14 protein-coding genes are annotated in these 16,587 nt (G+C 60.0%); 5 read left to right on the top strand and 9 right to left on the bottom strand.

The features are described from left to right. Positions 1–3 precede the first annotated feature (3 nt). The 5 genes from ORL50_RS05325 to ORL50_RS05305 all read right to left on the bottom strand — a co-directional run bounded on the left by ORL50_RS05325 (position 4) and on the right by ORL50_RS05305 (position 4,322). Complete coding sequence (locus ORL50_RS05325; protein ID WP_266010799.1) at positions 4–306, bottom strand: type II toxin-antitoxin system RelE/ParE family toxin; 303 nt, start codon at positions 304–306, stop codon at positions 4–6. 201 nt (positions 307–507) lie between these two features. After that, on the bottom strand, positions 508–1,224 hold the full coding sequence (locus ORL50_RS05320) for a cobalt-precorrin-6A reductase (RefSeq protein ID WP_266010797.1): 717 nt from the start codon (positions 1,222–1,224) through the stop codon (positions 508–510). After that, on the bottom strand, positions 1,221–2,318 hold the full coding sequence (locus ORL50_RS05315) for a cobalt-precorrin-5B (C(1))-methyltransferase (RefSeq protein ID WP_266010795.1): 1,098 nt from the start codon (positions 2,316–2,318) through the stop codon (positions 1,221–1,223). Before ORL50_RS05315 ends, ORL50_RS05320 begins: the two co-directional genes overlap by 4 nt. Further along, positions 2,311–3,522 carry a precorrin-6y C5,15-methyltransferase (decarboxylating) subunit CbiE gene (gene cbiE, locus ORL50_RS05310; protein WP_266010793.1) on the bottom strand — a complete coding sequence of 404 codons (1,212 nt, stop codon included), beginning with the start codon at positions 3,520–3,522 and terminating at the stop codon, positions 2,311–2,313. Before cbiE ends, ORL50_RS05315 begins: the two co-directional genes overlap by 8 nt. 149 nt (positions 3,523–3,671) lie before the next feature. Beyond that, a complete protein-coding gene (locus tag ORL50_RS05305) occupies positions 3,672–4,322 on the bottom strand; it encodes a hypothetical protein (protein ID WP_266010791.1) in 651 nt (216 codons plus the stop codon). A gap of 260 nt (positions 4,323–4,582) precedes the next feature. Between ORL50_RS05305 and cobG the strand changes: the two genes are divergently transcribed. The 5 genes from cobG to ORL50_RS05280 all read left to right on the top strand — a co-directional run bounded on the left by cobG (position 4,583) and on the right by ORL50_RS05280 (position 9,937). Next, the gene (gene cobG, locus ORL50_RS05300) at positions 4,583–5,905 is read left to right on the top strand and encodes a precorrin-3B synthase (RefSeq protein ID WP_266010789.1); all 1,323 of its coding nucleotides are present in this window, start codon (positions 4,583–4,585) and stop codon (positions 5,903–5,905) included. Next, a complete protein-coding gene (locus tag ORL50_RS05295; RefSeq protein WP_266010787.1) occupies positions 5,898–6,524 on the top strand; it encodes a precorrin-8X methylmutase in 627 nt (208 codons plus the stop codon). The genes cobG and ORL50_RS05295 overlap by 8 nt, the downstream gene beginning before the upstream one ends. Continuing rightward, positions 6,524–7,255, top strand: coding sequence for a precorrin-2 C(20)-methyltransferase (locus ORL50_RS05290; protein WP_266011452.1), 732 nt, complete (start codon positions 6,524–6,526; stop codon positions 7,253–7,255). The genes ORL50_RS05295 and ORL50_RS05290 overlap by 1 nt, the downstream gene beginning before the upstream one ends. Then, on the top strand, positions 7,255–8,961 hold the full coding sequence (gene cobJ, locus ORL50_RS05285) for a precorrin-3B C(17)-methyltransferase (RefSeq protein ID WP_266010785.1): 1,707 nt from the start codon (positions 7,255–7,257) through the stop codon (positions 8,959–8,961). Before ORL50_RS05290 ends, cobJ begins: the two co-directional genes overlap by 1 nt. A gap of 160 nt (positions 8,962–9,121) precedes the next feature. Then, positions 9,122–9,937 (top strand): hypothetical protein, encoded by an 816-nt coding sequence (locus ORL50_RS05280; RefSeq protein ID WP_266010783.1) that lies wholly within the window; start codon positions 9,122–9,124, stop codon positions 9,935–9,937. A 37-nt stretch (positions 9,938–9,974) separates the two neighbouring features. Here the strand turns inward: ORL50_RS05280 and ORL50_RS05275 are convergent, their stop codons facing one another. The 4 genes from ORL50_RS05275 to purH all read right to left on the bottom strand — a co-directional run bounded on the left by ORL50_RS05275 (position 9,975) and on the right by purH (position 16,572). Further along, positions 9,975–10,571, bottom strand: a complete 597-nt coding sequence (locus tag ORL50_RS05275) for a MarC family protein (RefSeq protein ID WP_266010781.1) — start codon at positions 10,569–10,571, stop codon at positions 9,975–9,977. A gap of 65 nt (positions 10,572–10,636) precedes the next feature. Beyond that, entirely contained in the window at positions 10,637–13,414 is a 2,778-nt protein-coding gene (locus tag ORL50_RS05270) for a hybrid sensor histidine kinase/response regulator (protein ID WP_266010779.1), read from the bottom strand. A 99-nt stretch (positions 13,415–13,513) separates the two neighbouring features. Further along, positions 13,514–14,809 (bottom strand): phosphoribosylamine--glycine ligase, encoded by a 1,296-nt coding sequence (purD, locus tag ORL50_RS05265; protein ID WP_266010777.1) that lies wholly within the window; start codon positions 14,807–14,809, stop codon positions 13,514–13,516. A 155-nt stretch (positions 14,810–14,964) separates the two neighbouring features. Then, on the bottom strand, positions 14,965–16,572 hold the full coding sequence (gene purH / locus ORL50_RS05260; RefSeq protein ID WP_266010775.1) for a bifunctional phosphoribosylaminoimidazolecarboxamide formyltransferase/IMP cyclohydrolase: 1,608 nt from the start codon (positions 16,570–16,572) through the stop codon (positions 14,965–14,967). Positions 16,573–16,587 lie beyond the last annotated feature (15 nt).

The raw sequence follows: 16,587 nt of genomic DNA, 5'->3' as shown, positions 1-16,587 counted from the left end.
GACTCACTCCTCATTACCGATGTCCTGCGCCATTTGAATAGCGCGTTTTATATCGCGTTTTTGAGTCGACTTGTCTCCACCGACAAGAAGCAGATAGAAGACCTCTCCTCGACGAGTAAAGTACATCCTGTAGCCGGGGCCGTAATGCACGCGCATTTCGTAAACAGACCCACCTACCGGCTCGCAGTCGCCAAACCTGCCGTGCTCGGCGGCTCGCAGCCTGGCTAAGATGCGAGCTTTGCCGACGGTGTCCTTAAGGGCATTAAGCCAGTGGGCAAATGCCTGGGAGCGTTTGAAGTCGACCATGTTGATCGTATTCCTTGGGATACATGTTGGCAAGTAGCACTTTTTCGGGGCGACCTTAATTGAGCTCCGTAAGTTGTGGAGCTTTGTGCGAAATAGAAACAGCTGCCGAACTATAAGTTTGGCGCGATAGGCCGGATAGACGGCCTTCTCCGAAAACGTTGTCGGCAAAGTCACGAGTTTCGAAGGAATATAGGAGGCGTCCTACGACGACAGGGCCGCCAACACCTGCTTCACCGACTCAAACTCCCTATCCACTCTCGGCAACACCGGTCTTTTCAACACCAGCACCGGCACCCCACGCTCCCGCGCCACTTCCAGCTTCGGTTCGGTGGCGGTGCTACCGCTGTTCTTGCTGATCAACACGTCGATCTGCCGGCGTTCGAACAGTTGGCGTTCGTCGTCGATCAGAAAGGGCCCGCGGGCGCCGATCACTTCGCAGCGTTCGTTGCCGGGGTAGACGTCCAGTGCGCGCAGAGTCCAGAACTGCTCGGGCGGGATTTCGTGCAGGTGTTGCAGAGGCTCGCGGCCGAGGGTGAACAGCGGGCGACTGAAGGGTTGCAGGGCGCTGATCAAATCGGGCCAGTCGTTGACTTCTCGCCAATTATCACCGGCCTGCGCCTGCCAGGCCGGGCGTCTGAGGGCCCAGCAGGGAATGCCGCTCATGCGCGCCGCAGTGGCCGCGTTCTGGCTGATCTGCGCAGCGTAGGGATGGGTTGCGTCCAGCAGCAGGTCGATGGCTTGGTCGTCGATGAACTGCGCCAGGCCTTGCGCACCGCCATAGCCACCGACGCGCACCTGACAGGACAGATCCGTGGGCACGCGGCCGACGCCGGCGAGGCTGTAGATGTGTTGCGGCCCCAGGGTTCGGGCAATGGCCAGTGCTTCAGTGACGCCGCCGAGCAACAAGATGCGTTTCATTGGAAGCCCCCTGCATGGCCGACCACTCCGCCCTGGCGGTCAATAGCAAATACCTCGACCTGCACCTGGGCCGGCACCACGCTGCGGGCAAAATCCAGTGCGTGCTGGCAGACCAGGTCACCGAGGGCGATCCCAGCTGCGCTGGCCATCGCCAGGGCTTGCTGGCTGGTATTGGCCTGGCGGATCGCCTGCTGCAACGCCTGGTCGGCGCCGATGGCAGCGGCCCACTCCGCCAATTGCGACAGGTTGATGCTCGAATGCCGGCTGTGCAGGTCCATGTGCCCGGCCGCCAACTTGCTGATCTTGCCGAATCCCCCGCACAGGCTCAGTTTATCCACAGGCACGCGGCGCAGGTGCTTGAGCACCGCGCCGACGAAGTCGCCCATTTCAATCAAAGCGATTTCCGGCAGGTTGTAGACCCGGCGCATGGTGTCTTCGCTGGCGTTGCCGGTGCACGCAGCAATGTGCAGATAGCCGTTGGTCTTGGCGACGTCGATGCCCTGATGAATCGAGGCAATGTACGCGGCGCAGGAGAATGGCCGGACGATGCCGCTGGTACCCAGAATCGACAGTCCGCCGAGAATTCCCAGGCGCGGGTTCATGGTTTTCAACGCCAGGGCCTCGCCACCCTCGACGTTTACCGTGACCTCAAAACCGCCGCTGTAACCTAATTCAGCCGCCAGCTGAGTCAGGTGGTCGCTGATCATCTTGCGCGGTACCGGGTTGATTGCCGGCTCGCCCACGCCCAGTACCAGTCCCGGTCGGGTGACGGTACCGACGCCTCGGCCGGCCCTGAAACGAATGCCCGGGTCGGCGTCCAGGCGCACCCGGGAATAGAGCAGGGCGCCGTGGGTGACATCCGGATCGTCTCCGGCATCCTTGATGGTACCGGCCTCCGCGCCGTCTTCGGTCAACCGGCAGAACTCCAGGCGCATCTGCACTTGCTTGCCCTTGGGCAACACAATATCCACAGCGTCCGCGCCCAGGCCACCCAGCAACAATCGGGCGGCGGCGAGGCTGGTGGCGGTGGCGCAACTGCCGGTGGTCAGGCCGCTGCGCAGGGGGGCGGGTTGCTCGGCAGTTTCATCACGCATCGAAGGGCTTGACCACGTCCAGCAGGGTAATCGGCAGCGCCTGGCGCCAGGTATCGAAATCACCCAGGGGTTGCGCCTGGGCGATATGAATGCGCGTGAGTTCGCCGCCGTACTGCTCGCGCCAGTTCATCAAGGTCATTTCGCTCTGCAACGTGACCGCGTTGGCCACCAGCCGACCACCAGGTTTGAGCGCGGCCCAGCAGGTGTCCAGCACGCCTTCGCGGGTCACGCCACCGCCGATGAAAATGGCATCAGGGCGTTCCAGTCCATGCAGCGCCTGCGGTGCGCTGCCGCGAATCAGCTGCAGGCCAGGCACGCCCAGGGTGTCGCGGTTATGTTCAATCAACAGTTGGCGCCCTGCATCGGCCTCTACCGCCAGCGCGCGGCAACTTGGGTGCGCGCGCATCCACTCGATTCCGATAGAACCGCTGCCCGCGCCGACATCCCACAGCAGCTCACCCGGGACCGGCGCTAGGCGGGCGAGGGTGATTGCCCGGACGTCACGCTTGGTCAGCTGACCATCATGCCTGAAGGCGGTGTCCGGCAATCCGGCCAAGCGCGACAGGCGCGGGGCGTCGGGTTCGGCGAGGCATTCGATGGCGACCAGATTGAGATCGGCGATGACCGGATCGTTCCAGTCATTGGCCACTGCATCGATCCGCCGTTCGGCGTCACCGCCCAGATGTTCCAGTACGCTCAGGCGACTGGGGCCGAATCCGCGCTCGCGCAATAGCGCGGCAATGGCGCCTGGGCTCTGGCCGTCATTGCTGAGTACCAGCAGGCGGGTGCCACTGAACAAATGCGCGTTCAGTGCGGCGAGCGGGCGGGCGACCACTGAAAGTGTGACCACTTCCTGCAATGGCCAACCCATTCGTGCAGCAGCCAGGGAGCAGGAGGAAGGGGCGGGCAGGATCAGCATTTCGTCGCTGGGTAATTGTCGGGTGAGGCTGGCGCCGACGCCATAGAACATCGGGTCGCCGCTGGCCAGCACGCAAACCGGTTCGCCGCGCAGGGCCAGCAGTGGTTCGAGGGAGAAGGGGCTTGGCCAGAACTGGCGTTCGCCACGTATGCAGGGCGGCAACAGATCCAGTTGCCGTTCACTGCCAATGATCCGTGCCGCGCCCAGCAGCGCGTGACGGGAGTTTTTGCCCAGCCCCTTGAAGCCGTCTTCACCGATACCTACCACCGTCAGCCAGGGGGTCATGCTGTTCCTCTTTTGTTGAACCAAGCCAAATCATTGTGCTGCCCAGGTCTGAGTCGCCCTGTGTGCCGTGCATCATAGCGCGGTGTCGCTTGGCCCCGCCTGACGATATCAACCCTGGCGATGTCTGGAGGGTGCAGGTGCCTAACTTTTTACGGACGAAATTTTTGCAGTTGAAATCGGGTCATGGTCACTTCGCGCAGTTTTTTCTCCATGACCGCTTTGACACTGTTGAATTTTTCCTTATCAAGTTTCAGGTAGGCCCGCCGCTGTACAATTTGGGCCGAGTGTCCCTCCAGATCCCGGTAGATAAATTTGCTGGTCTTGGAGTTTGCAATCAGTTCAAGGTTAAACACCGCCATTTCAATGACGCCCTTTGAGTTGTATCGCGCTGGAATAACCTGGAACCGCTCGCCCATCAGACTTTGCTCATCCAGAGAGAACTGCGCCGGCTCGTCGCGTTTAAGCGCATCGAGTGTGTCAATCATGGCATTGCCTTGCCGGGTGTCAGGCATTGCTTGAGCGCCGTCCACCAGGAACTCGGCAACCGTCTTGCCCAGCCAGTGTCGCGTGCGGGTAAAGATGGAATCTCCATAGACGGACCAACCCAGGAAATTCAGCGTCGATACGTACTCATCCATCCATTGCGCCGAGTCGAGGAAACGGCTATAGCCCAGGTCGGCGGATCGGGTGGCGAGCTGAGTGCAGCGTGTGAGGTCATCAAAGTCTTGCAGTGAAAGTTCGTCGATGCATGAAACCAGATTGGGACCTGTCAACATGCCGGAGGGTTTACCGTTAACCATGCGCTACTCCTTGTATATAACTAACTCTTCAATGAGTTGAACAAAAAGTACAAGGGATCGGGCACATTGGATATCAGTATGATTTTAGAAATTGATTCCCGATCTTAAATAGTCCTGCAGACTGCCAAATGATGTTTGCGCGGTGGGTTGATATCATTGGGCACAAGACCTTCGCGTTTCGTCGTCAATTTTCATGGGCTTTTCATCCGGCTGTGCAAAGCAGGCATAATGCCGACCTTCGTATCCTTACCGGCTATTCCGTGAAATCACCACCGACCACCAGTCCCTTGCGTCCTTCGGCCTGCCCGGGGTTGCTGCGTGTCGTCCAGGCTTTGGACGGGGGTATTTGCCGGATAAAACTTGAGGGCGGGTCCATTCGCTCGGATCAGGCCAGGGCTGTCGCGCAGGCAGCGCAGCTGTATGCCGGTGGGGAGATAGAAGCAACCAACCGGGCCAATCTGCAAATCCGCGGCATTGGAGTGCACCAGGCCGCACTGATCGACAGCCTTCTGGCCGCCGACTTGGGTCCTGCCACTGCCGCAGGCGATGACGTCCGCAACCTGATGCTGAGCCCTAGCGCCGGTATTGATCGACATATGCTGGTCGACACCCGCCCGCTGGCACGGGAAATTCTCACCAGCCTGCAAACCCATGCGCGCTTCCATGAATTGTCCGCCAAGTTTGCCGTGCAACTGGACGGCGGCGAGGCGCTGGCGATGCTTGCGCACCCCCATGACCTGTGGCTAAGCGCGGCTGACTTGGGCGGGGAACTGTCGCTGGTGTTCGGTTTTGCGGGCTGCCCCACAGACCGGCCGGTCGCTGCGGTATCCCTGCAGGACGGACATGCGTTGGTGATCGCTGTACTGGAGACCTTCCTTGAACTCGCACGGCCGGACCAGACCCGCATGCGGCATGTGCTCGCCGAGCGCTCGCCGGAGCAGTTGCTGCAGATATTGGCCAAGCGAGTGCCGCTACGATCTGTCGATAAATGGCGGCGCCGGGTGACTGCGCCGGGATTGCACCTGGGCACTTATGCACAGCTGCAAAAGGGCCTGGTACACGTTGGCGTCATGCCGCCTTTGGGCCGGCTGAATCCGTCGATGCTCAACGGTGCTGCACGCCTGGCCGAACAGTTCGGTGACGCCAGCCTGCGCCTGACTCCCTGGCAAAGCCTGCTGCTGCCCAATGTCCGCCAGGCCGATGCCTCGTTGGTCACCCGGCAATTGCAGGACTTGGGTTATCTGATCGACGCCGCTGAGCCGCTGACTCATCTGGTGGCTTGCACCGGCTCGGCCGGCTGCAGCAAAGGGCTGGCGGATACCAAGGGCGATGCGCGGTTGCTGGGAGCCCTGCGCAAAAATGAGCGCAGCCAGGATCAGGTTCACTTGACCGGCTGTGCGCGCTCATGCGCTTGCGCACATACCGCCCCCGTTACTTTGCTCGCGTCCAGTAACGGTCGCTACGATGTCTATTTTCGCGATGCAGCTCTGCCGGGTTTCGGCGCGCTGCAAGCACGCAATCTCACTATTGAAGCGGCGGGTGCATTGCTTGATGCCCGCCCACGGAGCCCCCTTGATGCTTGATTACATCCGCGACGGTCAGGAGATCTATCGCAACTCCTTCGCGATCATTCGCGCCGAGGCCAACCTCGAGCGGATCCCGCCTGACCTGGAAAAACTCGCGGTTCGAGTGATCCATGCCTGCGGCATGGTCGAGGCCATTGACGGTTTGCAGTATTCCGCCGGCGCGGGGAAGGCGGGGCGCGATGCACTCGCTGCCGGGGCGCCGATTTTGTGCGACGCGCGGATGGTGTCCGAAGGCGTGACCCGAACACGCTTGCCGGCCAACAACCAGGTGATCTGTACTCTGCGCGACGACAGCGTGCCGGATCTGGCGCGTGAGTTGGGCAACACCCGCTCCGCCGCCGCTCTTGAATTGTGGCGGCCGTACCTGGAAGGCAGCGTGGTCGTTATCGGCAATGCCCCGACTGCGTTGTTCTACCTGCTGGAAATGCTCGATGCCGGGGCGCCGAAACCTGCGCTGATCCTGGGTTTTCCGGTAGGTTTCGTCGGCGCGGCCGAGTCCAAGGCAGCACTTGCCGCCGACAGCCGAGGCGTACCTTTCGTGATCATGCAAGGGCGTCTGGGAGGTAGCGCAATGGCTGCCGCGGCCGTCAATGCACTCGCTACGGAGGTGGAATGATGCAGCCATCGGGTCGTTTGATTGGCCTGGGCGTCGGCCCTGGTGATCCGGAACTGATCACCGTCAAAGCCCTGCGCCTGTTGCGCGAGTCGCCTGTGGTCGCGTACTTCGTCGCCAAGGGCAAGAAGGGCAACGCCTTCGGTATCATTGAGGCTCACCTTCAGGATGCACAAACGTTGCTGCCGCTCGTGTATCCAGTGACGACCGAAGCTTTGCCGGCGCCATTGTCCTATGAACAGGTGATCAGCGACTTCTACGACACCGCCGCGCAAGAGCTGGCGGCGCATCTGGATGCCGGTCGTGATGTAGCGGTGATCTGTGAGGGCGATCCGTTCTTCTACGGTTCCTACATGTATCTGCACGATCGCCTGGCCGAGCGCTACGAAGCCGAAGTCGTGCCCGGTGTCTGCTCGATGCTGGGCGGCGCGTCGGTACTCGGTGCGCCATTGGTCTATCGAAATCAAAGCCTGTCGGTGTTATCCGGCGTGTTGCCTCGTGAAGACCTGAAACGTCGGCTGGCCGACGCTGACGCCGCAGTTATCATGAAACTGGGGCGCAACTTTCCCAAGGTTCGTGAAGTGCTGGCGGAACTAGGACTGGCAGAGCGGGCGCTGTACGTCGAGCGCGCAACGATGGCTAACCAGAAAATAGTACCGCTCGATCAGGTGGAGCCGATGTCTTCGCCGTATTTCTCATTGATCATCGTTCCAGGTGAAAGGTGGCAGGGCTGATGAGTCGAACAGTTCCTGCAATCGTCATTCTCGGTAGTGGTGCTCTCGCGACCGCACAGCGTATTCAACGAAGCCTGCCCGAGTCGCTTATCTACGGATTGATTGGAAGGGTTGAGGGCGTAGACGTCGGGTATCAGGAGTTCGGCGTTACCCTGCGCGAACTCTATCAGGCGAACACACCTATCATTGCGCTGTGCGCGGCCGGTATTGTGATCCGGACGCTGGCGCCATTGCTCCTGGAAAAAGGCGAAGAGCCGCCTGTGCTGGCGGTCGCGGAAGATGCGAGCGCGGTCGTGCCGCTGTTGGGTGGCTTGGGCGGTGTCAACGTGTTGGCCCGCGAAATTGCCCAAGGCCTGGGTATCGCGGCGGCCATTACTACCAGCGGCGAACTGCGTTTCGGCACCTGTTTGTTGAACCCTCCTAGCGGTTACACCTTGGGCGACCTGGAACTCGGCAAGCGCTTTGTCTCCGACCTGCTCGGTGGTGAACCGGTCCGAATTGAAGGCGATGCGCCATGGCTGGCGGGCACCCCGCTGGCGCAGGATCCACAGGCGCGTCTGGCGATTCATGTCGGCAGCGCCGAACGCGATCCCTGCGCCAATGAGCTGCTGATTTATCCCAAAAGTGTGCTGGTACTGGTCAACGAAGACACCCCAGGCCTGGCCGATGCGATCCGCAAGCTCCTGGGCAATGCGAAAATTGCAGTTCAGTCACTGGCCTGTGTGTTGGCCAATGAGCAATTGATGGCTAGCCAGGCGTTGCGAGATGCCGCCGATGAACTGAATCTGCCATTGCGGTTTTCCAGGGCGGGCACTGTTACCGATCAACTGGCCGAGCTGGCCGCACCACCGCTGATGGTTCGTAGCGAAAACGCGATTACCGTGGCTGTCGCTGAGCACCCTCTGGATCCTTCGCACATCGGTCGCGCCCGCGGACGCCTCGCCGTTATCGGGCTGGGCCCGGGCGCTGCCGATTTGATGGTGCCGGCAGTCAAGGCAGAGTTGGCACGCGCCAATGACGTACTGGGTTACGAAACCTATGTGCGAATGGCTGGCCCATTCCGTGCGGATCAGGTGCTGCACTGCACCGACAACCGTGAAGAAATGCAGCGAGCGCGTCACGCATTCGAACTCGCGGCGCAGGGGCGCTCGGTAGTGGTGGTGTCGTCCGGTGACCCTGGAGTGTTTGCGATGGCAGCAGCGGTGCTTGAAGCGCTGCACGAGTCGCGGGATCCGGCATGGCATCACGTGGATCTGGAAATGCTTCCGGGCGTATCGGCATCTTTGGCCACCGCTGCCCAGGCAGGAGCACCGCTGGGGCATGACTTCTGTGTACTGTCGCTGTCGGACAACCTCAAACCTTGGGAGATCATCGAGAAGCGATTGGGCCTGGCCGCTGAAGCCGATCTGGCGATGGCTTTCTATAATCCGATCTCGCGCTCCAGGCCGTGGCAGCTGGGCCGTGCGCTGGAAATCGTCGCGCTGCACCGAAGCCCTGAGACGCCGGTCGTATTGGGGCGTGATATCGGGCGCCCTGGTCAGACGTTGCGGGTCACGACGCTTGGACAGTTGAGCCCGGAACAGGTTGATATGCGCACCATGGTGCTGATCGGCTCCTCCACTACTCGAGTGTTTCCCCGAGCCAATGGCTTGTCATGGGTTTATACGCCGCGCAGTTACGGGGATAAGTTGGTCGATATCAAGTAATTGTAATCTGCTCGAGCCGTCTGGCTCGGGCAAGTTAACTGCGATGTTTATCCGCTAAAACACATATGGAAATTCAAAGGTGTTTGAGCGGAGCTGTGTGCGTGAGTTAAGTTTCAATTGTGCCTGGAGGCATAATTAATCGACGATAAGGAATGTCAGAATGCAAAATGTTGATGGCTCTATCAGTGTAGAAGAAACCAAGGATCTAATATCCTGGCGTATTGAAAGGCGCCAGTTTCTATCGACTGATGTCGCCTACACAAGGTCTTTTGTTGCCCCCGAAAAAACCAGTCCTACAAAAGAACTGGATGCCCTGGTCTTGGGTAATACATTAATCGGTTACGGGGATAATGTGTCGCTCGAGAACATGACCATCATCGAGAACATTATAAAATTCTCGAAACTGGAGGCCACCCTTGAGGTTCCGGGTGATAAAAAGCCCAAGGAATGGCACCAGGCATTCTTGAGTTGCATGGAGGATTTGGGCTGTTATGTCCCCGACAGCGGAGTCGTGGAACACAATCGAAGCGCTTTGGAACTGACGGTATCCAATCTGATTACCGGGATAATCAAGGCGGGCGTGGAAGCTGCCAAGTCTGCTGTTCCGGGGGCTACGGTGCTGGGTGCAATCGCGGACTCCACGATAGATGCGGTGCAAAAACAGCCCGAGATAGTCAAGGTGTTCAACTACGAAGTCACCAAGACCAAAGGCGTGAAATTGGCAATTCTGCCCTGCGAACAACTCAAAAACGGCTTGATCATGATCATGTTGTCGTCTATCTCCAGTGATGCCGACAAACTTGACGGGGGTGTGCTGTTTTTCGATTCAAAGGTGGCGGATCTGAACGTGTTCCGCGCGGCATCGTTCATCACCTTCAACCCGCTGCGTTATTCGCAAGTTAAAGACGATATAGAACGCGTGCTTAACCAGCAGCAGGGCACTCAGTTAAACAAAAGGTTCAAGCGTCACAAATAAATGACCCTGCGCCGGTCGAGGGGCTGGTGCCTGATGTTCAGGTCACCAGATACCCTCTTACCCCGGTAAAGATGATTTGTGCCGCCAGCGCACAGACGAACAACCCCATCAATCGGCTGACAATCTGCAGGCCCTGGTCGCCCAGGATTCTTTCGATGCGGTTCGACAGATAAAGCACAACTCCCACGGTAAAACTGGCCAGGGCAATGCTGACGATCGCAGTCAGCTTGTCGTCCCAATGGGGTTGGCTCACGCCCATGACCAGCAGGGCACCGATGGTGCCTGGGCCAACTGTCAGCGGGATGGTGAGGGGGACGATGGTCACGTCCTGTTGCACGTTGTCGGTCTGCACCACCGATTTGCCCTGCGCCATGCCCAACGCCGAGATGAACAGCACGCTGCCGGCGCCGATGCGGAAGGCGTCCACGGTGATTCCAAAGACGTCGAAAATCACCCGGCCGAACAGGTACAGCAACACGCTCGAAACCAGTGTGGCGGTCGCCACTTTCCAGGCCAGTCGGCGTTGTTCTTTACGCGAGTAACCGCGAGTCAGGCTGATAAAGCAGGACAGTACGAAGAACGGGCTGTAGAGCACCAGCATCTTCAGGTACACACTGAACAACACGTGGAGCATGGTGCGAGCTCACTGGAGAGAAAAAGTCGAAGGGCAGTCTAACAGGCGCTGTGGCGTCTGTCGGCTCAGGTGGTTTGTGTGGTCGCGCGGTTCTGCTGGTCGCGCTGGGCGACCCAGTGCTCGATCAATTCGCGCAGTTGGGAAAGCTCCACCGGCTTGGCCATGTGCCCATCCATGCCAGCCTGGCGCGCTCGCTCTTTGTGTTCGGCCAGGATGTGCGCTGTCAGGGCGACCACGGGAGTGCGCACGCGCTGGTTGCCAACCTCCCAGGCGCGTAGCTGTTGGGTGGCCGAGAAGCCGTCCAGGATCGGCATTTCGCAATCCATAAGCACCAGGTCATAACGCTGGGCCTTCATGGCCTGGAGTGCTTCTTCGCCATTGCTGGCGGTGTCGGGCTGCAGGTTGAGTTTGCCCAGCATCCCGCGAATCACCTTGGTGGAAATGCTGTTGTCCTCGGCGACCAAAATGCGGAAATCCCCCGGCACCTTCACCGGCAGGGTCGGGCCGGTTGGTAGCGGGTAGGGGGTAGCCAGGCCCTTGTTGCGCTGATTCAGTTCGTCGGCGAGGGTGGTCTTGAGCGTATAGCCGGCTACCGGTTTGGCGAGAATGCGCTTGATCCCGGAATTGCGCGCGATGATCTTGCTTGGCGCGTTACTGATGCCCGTCAGCATGATCAGCAGAATGTCGTGGTTGAGGCTCGGGTCTTCCTTGATCTTCGCCGCCAGTTGCATCCCGGTCATGCCCGGCATGTTCTGGTCCAGCAACACTACGTCGAAGTAGTCCCGCAGGTGCGCCTTGGTGCGCAGCAGCGCCAGTGCTTCCTTGCCGGACGACACGGCACTGACGTTCAGGCCCCAGGCGGTGCATTGCTGCACTAATACTTTGCGGCACGTGTCGTTGTCGTCGACCACCAGCACCCGCGCGTCCTGGAGTGGGCCATCCAGGTCTGAAGTTGGGTGTTCGAGGCGGTCGGGATCCAGCGGCAAGGTCAGCCACAAAGTGCTGCCTTGGCTGTTGCCGCTCTTGATGCCGAATTCGCCCTGCATCAGCCGTATCAGTTGACGAGCGATGACCAATCCCAGGTTGCCCCCCAGCCGGCTGGCCGACAGGAAATGCTTGCTGTGAAGTTCGGCGTGCATCAGCGCGTCGCGCTCCTCGGCGTCCATGGGTTCGCCACTGTCCTGCACGGCAATGCGCAAGCGCGGTTTGGCGCTGCGTTCGTCCAGTGCCACGACAATCAGGATTTCTCCTTCGTCGGTTTTCTTCAGGGCGTTTTCCAGCAGGCTCAAAAGAGTCTGGCGCAGGCGCGTCGGATCACCGCTGATGACTCGCGGCACTTGTGGCTGGATGAAACTGATCAGCTCGACGTTCTGCTGCTCGGCCTTGGCGCGGAAGATGCTCAGGCAGTCTTCGATCAGCGCGTTGAGATCGAACTGCACATCATCCAGCTCTATTTGCCCGGATTCGAGTTTGGAGATGTCGAGAATCTCGTTGATCAGTGTGAGCAATTCGTTGCCGGCACTGTGGATCGTCTGGACGTAGTCGCGTTGCTTGACCGAAAGTGGCGTGCCCAGCAGCAGTTCGGTCATGCCCAGTACTCCGTTCATGGGCGTACGGATTTCGTGACTGATCTTGGCGAGAAATTCGGCTTTGGCATTGATTTCGGCATTGCTGGCGGCCAGGTCGCGGCTGATGCTGAATCGGCTTTCAGTAATGCTGCGCTGGCGCTCGCTCAGGGCAATGCTCATCAGCAAGCCGCTGACGCAGATGAACGCCAGCAGAGTGGTGATCAGGCCTTGGGGCTCCACCAGTGTCAGCCCCAGCAGTGCGGGCAGGATGATCAGGGTGCCAAGGTTGAACACCACCATTGCCGCGACAAAAAAACGGGCTGGGCGATAGCCTTTTTGCAGGTGCCAGCCGCCTGCGAACAACATGCTGAGGCCGGCGAGGGCGACCAACCCGTAGGTAATGATGTTCAACGGCAGCGTGTTGACGAACAGCAGCAACAGGCCGCAGGCGATGATGAACAGAATGTCGCCCAGCAGCAGTTTATTCAGCGGGTGCGAACCCAGGGGCGCAAAAAAGCGGTAGGCGAACATCAGTCCGCAAGGCGCGGTCAGCAGCAGGGCGACATACGCGCCCGGTGTCTGGATGGCATGCCAGTCAGGCATCCAGGGGCCTGCAAGGTTCAGCAACAATGCCAGGCTCAGCATCAGCAACGCCTCGCACCCGGCAAGCCAGAGACTGCTGCGTGAGCGCGTGTAGGCATAGCGAATCAGGTTGTGCAGGATCAGCATGGCGATGCAACCGAACAACAGACCGTAAATCAGGGTCTGGGTCTGGTTGGCGGCGGTGGTAATTGCTGATTGCAGGGTGATGTGGGGCCGCATCTGGTGTTCGGAAACCAGGCGCAGGTACACATCCAGGGGTTTGTCGCTTTGTGGCAGCGGTAACAGGACATCGCTGCTGGCCAGGGGCCGCTCGTCTTGCGGTTGATCCGAGCCGGCATGGGTCTGATCGAGGAGCTTGTCGCCGTCCAGCACGTAGAGATTGAGTTGCGCCAGATCCGGGGCGAATACCTTCAGTACCTGCTCGTGTTTGCCGGGGGTCAGCTTGAAGCGCAGCCAGAGTGCGCCATCGGGCTCGGCGGCCGTCAGGCGTTCAAGTTCGATGGGGCTGAATTGATTGGTGTAGCGAGTGGAACGGATGTCGCTGAGCTGCAGGTTGCCCTGCTCGTCGAGCAATACGGCCCAGCCACTGCCTTGCGCGGCTTGCGCCGGGAGCATGCAGAGCAAGGTCAGCAGAGTGACGGTGAGACTTACGGCAATCCTGAGCCAGCGCACGGCGAAATCCCTTCGTAGGTTGATGCCAGAATATAACTATGCGCGGCGCTGGAATAGTCCGGCAAGGGCTTGAAGCCCTTGCCCGACCGAATGGAGCGACTATTCCTGATTTTCGCCACGCTCGCGGGCAATGGCACGGTAGCCGATGTCCTTGCGATAGAAACAACCTTCCCAGTCGATTTGCGCCGCCAGCTGGTATGCCTGCTGCTGGGCTGCATCGACGCTGACGCCCATGGCGGTCGCGCACAGCACGCGACCACCGGCCGTGACCACTTGTCCGTCCTTGAGTGCGGTGCCAGCGTGGAAGACTTTACCTTCCAGTGCTGCAGCAGCATCAAGACCATTGATGGCAACGCCTTTGGCGTAATCACCTGGATAGCCGCCCGCGGCCAGCACGATGCCGACGCTCGGACGTGGATCCCACTGTGCCTCAACTTTGTCCAACGCTTGCGCCAAAGCAGCTTCGACCAGCAATACCAGGCTCGACTGCAGGCGCAGCATCACCGGTTGGGTCTCAGGGTCACCGAAACGGCAGTTGAATTCGATGACTTTTGGGTTACCAGCTTTGTCTATCATCAGCCCGGCATACAGGAAACCGGTGTAGACATTGCCTTCGTCGGCCATGCCGCGCACGGTCGGCCAGATCACCAGGTCCATGACGCGCTGGTGCACTTCGCTGGTCACTACCGGGGCAGGGGAGTAGGCACCCATGCCGCCGGTGTTCGGACCGGTATCGCCATCGCCGACACGTTTGTGGTCTTGGCTGGTGGCCATCGGCAACACGTTCTTGCCGTCGACCATGACGATGAAGCTGGCTTCTTCGCCATCGAGGAATTCTTCGATGACTACGCGGGAACCGGCGTCGCCGAAGGCATTGCCTGCGAGCATGTCGCGTACGGCGTCTTCAGCTTCGGCCAGGGTCATGGCGACGATCACGCCTTTACCGGCGGCCAGGCCGTCGGCCTTGATCACGATCGGTGCGCCTTTCTCACGCAGATAAGCCAGGGCCGGCTCGATTTCGGTGAAGTTCTGGTAGTCGGCGGTCGGGATCTTGTGGCGAGCCAGGAAATCCTTGGTAAAAGCTTTCGAACCTTCCAGCTGGGCAGCGCCCGCAGTCGGGCCGAAGCAATCGAGGCCACGGGCGCGGAACAGGTCAACAACACCGGCCACCAGCGGGACTTCCGGGCCGACGATGGTCAGGGAAACGTTCTTCTCGGCGAAATCTGCCAGTTGCTCAAGGGCCAGTACGTCGATAGCAACGTTCTCGCACTTGGCTTCGATGGCGGTGCCGGCGTTGCCTGGGGCAACAAAGACCTTCTGCACGCGCGGATCCTGAGCCACTTTCCAGGCCAGGGCGTGTTCACGGCCACCGCTGCCAATGATCAAAACATTCATTTCAAAAACCTCGGATGACGCTAATTCTGTGGAGCACCGCAGAGATGCTTTTCTGTAGGAGTGAGCCTGCTCGCGATTGCGGTGTGTCAGTCACTACAGCTTTGACTGGTCAATTGCTATCGCGAGCAGGCTCACTCCTACAGTTGATCGTGTACTCAGTGACGGAAGTGGCGCATGCCGGTGAATACCATGGCAATGCCGGCTTCGTCGGCCGCTGCAATAACTTCCGCATCACGCATCGAACCACCCGGCTGGATCACCGCCGTAACACCGGCCTTGGCCGCATTGTCCAGGCCGTCGCGGAACGGGAAGAACGCGTCGGATGCCATCACCGAACCCTGCACCTGCAGACCCGCATGTTCAGCCTTGATCGCGGCGATACGCGCCGAGTTCACGCGGCTCATCTGGCCAGCGCCAACGCCGATGGTCTGGCGGTTCTTGGCGTAGACAATGGCGTTGGATTTAACGTACTTGGCGACTTTCCAGGCGAAGATCAGGTCGTTGATTTCCTGTTCGGTCGGAGCGCGTTTGGTCACCACTTTCAGGTCTTCGCTGCCGATCATGCCAATGTCACGGCTCTGCACCAGCAGGCCGCCATTGACGCGCTTGTAGTCCCACGCAGCAGCGCGATCCGCCGACCACTCGCCACAGGCCAGCAGGCGCACATTGGCTTTGGCGGCGACGATGGCGCGAGCTTCCTCGCTGACGGACGGGGCGATGATCACTTCGACGAACTGACGCTCGACGATGGCCTTGGCGGTCTCAGCATCCAGCTCGCGGTTGAAGGCAATGATGCCGCCGAACGCCGATTCTGTATCAGTGGCATAGGCCAGCTCGTAGGCCTGGCGAATGCCGCCTTCGGCGTCCGGGCTTACGGCAACGCCGCACGGGTTGGCGTGCTTGACGATCACGCAGGCCGGCTTGACGAAGCTCTTTACGCATTCCAGCGCGGCGTCGGTGTCGGCCACGTTGTTGTACGACAGCTCTTTACCCTGCAGTTGAGTCGCGGTGGCGATGCCGACTTCGGCAGGCTTAGCTTCTACATAGAACGCCGCGCTCTGGTGCGGGTTCTCGCCGTAGCGCATTTCCTGAGCCTTGATGAACTGGCTGTTGAAGGTGCGCGGGAACTCGCTGCGACCTTCAGTGCTGAGGGTGTCAGCGGCCTGGTTCACGGTGCCCATGTAGTTAGCGATCATGCCGTCGTAGGCGGCGGTGTGCTCGAAGGCCTTGAGCATCAGGTCGAAACGCTGAGCGTAGGTCAGGCCACCGGCTTTGAGACCTTCAAGCACGCTGGCGTAGTCGCTGGCGTTGACCACGATGGCCACGTCTTTATGGTTTTTGGCCGCAGAACGGACCATGGTCGGGCCGCCGATGTCGATGTTTTCAATCGCGGTCGGCAGGTCGCAGCCTGGCTTGTTGATGGTGGCTTCGAACGGGTACAGGTTGACGGCCACCAGGTCGATCGGCTTGATGCCGTGCTCGCTCATGATGGCGTCATCGATGCCGCGACGACCGAGGATGCCGCCGTGGATTTTCGGGTGCAGGGTTTTCACCCGACCGTCCATCATTTCTGCGAAACCGGTGTAATCCGCGACTTCCACTGCGGCAACGCCGTTGTCGCGCAGCAGCTTGAACGTTCCGCCGGTGGAGAGGATCTCGACGCCCAGGGCTTCAAGCTCCTTGGCGAATTCGAGGATCCCGGTCTTGTCGGAGACGCTGATCAAGGCGCGGCGGATCGGCAGGCGGGTAGTCTGGTCGGTCATCTCAATTTCCATCAA

Source organism: Pseudomonas sp. RIT-562, assembly GCF_026241895.1.
GTDB lineage: Bacteria > Pseudomonadota > Gammaproteobacteria > Pseudomonadales > Pseudomonadaceae > Aquipseudomonas > Aquipseudomonas mandelii_F.
This window is presented reverse-complemented; position numbering and strand designations above follow the sequence as displayed.

Coding starts and splice junctions, on each gene's coding strand:
- ORL50_RS05325 (WP_266010799.1), bottom strand. CDS start 306: ATGGTCGACTTCAAACGCTCCCAGGCATTTGCCCACTGGCTTAATGCC.
- ORL50_RS05320 (WP_266010797.1), bottom strand. CDS start 1,224: ATGAAACGCATCTTGTTGCTCGGCGGCGTCACTGAAGCACTGGCCATT.
- ORL50_RS05315 (WP_266010795.1), bottom strand. CDS start 2,318: ATGCGTGATGAAACTGCCGAGCAACCCGCCCCCCTGCGCAGCGGCCTG.
- cbiE (WP_266010793.1), bottom strand. CDS start 3,522: ATGACCCCCTGGCTGACGGTGGTAGGTATCGGTGAAGACGGCTTCAAG.
- ORL50_RS05305 (WP_266010791.1), bottom strand. CDS start 4,322: ATGGTTAACGGTAAACCCTCCGGCATGTTGACAGGTCCCAATCTGGTT.
- ORL50_RS05295 (WP_266010787.1), top strand. CDS start 5,898: ATGCTTGATTACATCCGCGACGGTCAGGAGATCTATCGCAACTCCTTC.
- ORL50_RS05290 (WP_266011452.1), top strand. CDS start 6,524: ATGCAGCCATCGGGTCGTTTGATTGGCCTGGGCGTCGGCCCTGGTGAT.
- cobJ (WP_266010785.1), top strand. CDS start 7,255: ATGAGTCGAACAGTTCCTGCAATCGTCATTCTCGGTAGTGGTGCTCTC.
- ORL50_RS05280 (WP_266010783.1), top strand. CDS start 9,122: ATGCAAAATGTTGATGGCTCTATCAGTGTAGAAGAAACCAAGGATCTA.
- ORL50_RS05275 (WP_266010781.1), bottom strand. CDS start 10,571: ATGCTCCACGTGTTGTTCAGTGTGTACCTGAAGATGCTGGTGCTCTAC.
- purD (WP_266010777.1), bottom strand. CDS start 14,809: ATGAATGTTTTGATCATTGGCAGCGGTGGCCGTGAACACGCCCTGGCC.
- purH (WP_266010775.1), bottom strand. CDS start 16,572: ATGACCGACCAGACTACCCGCCTGCCGATCCGCCGCGCCTTGATCAGC.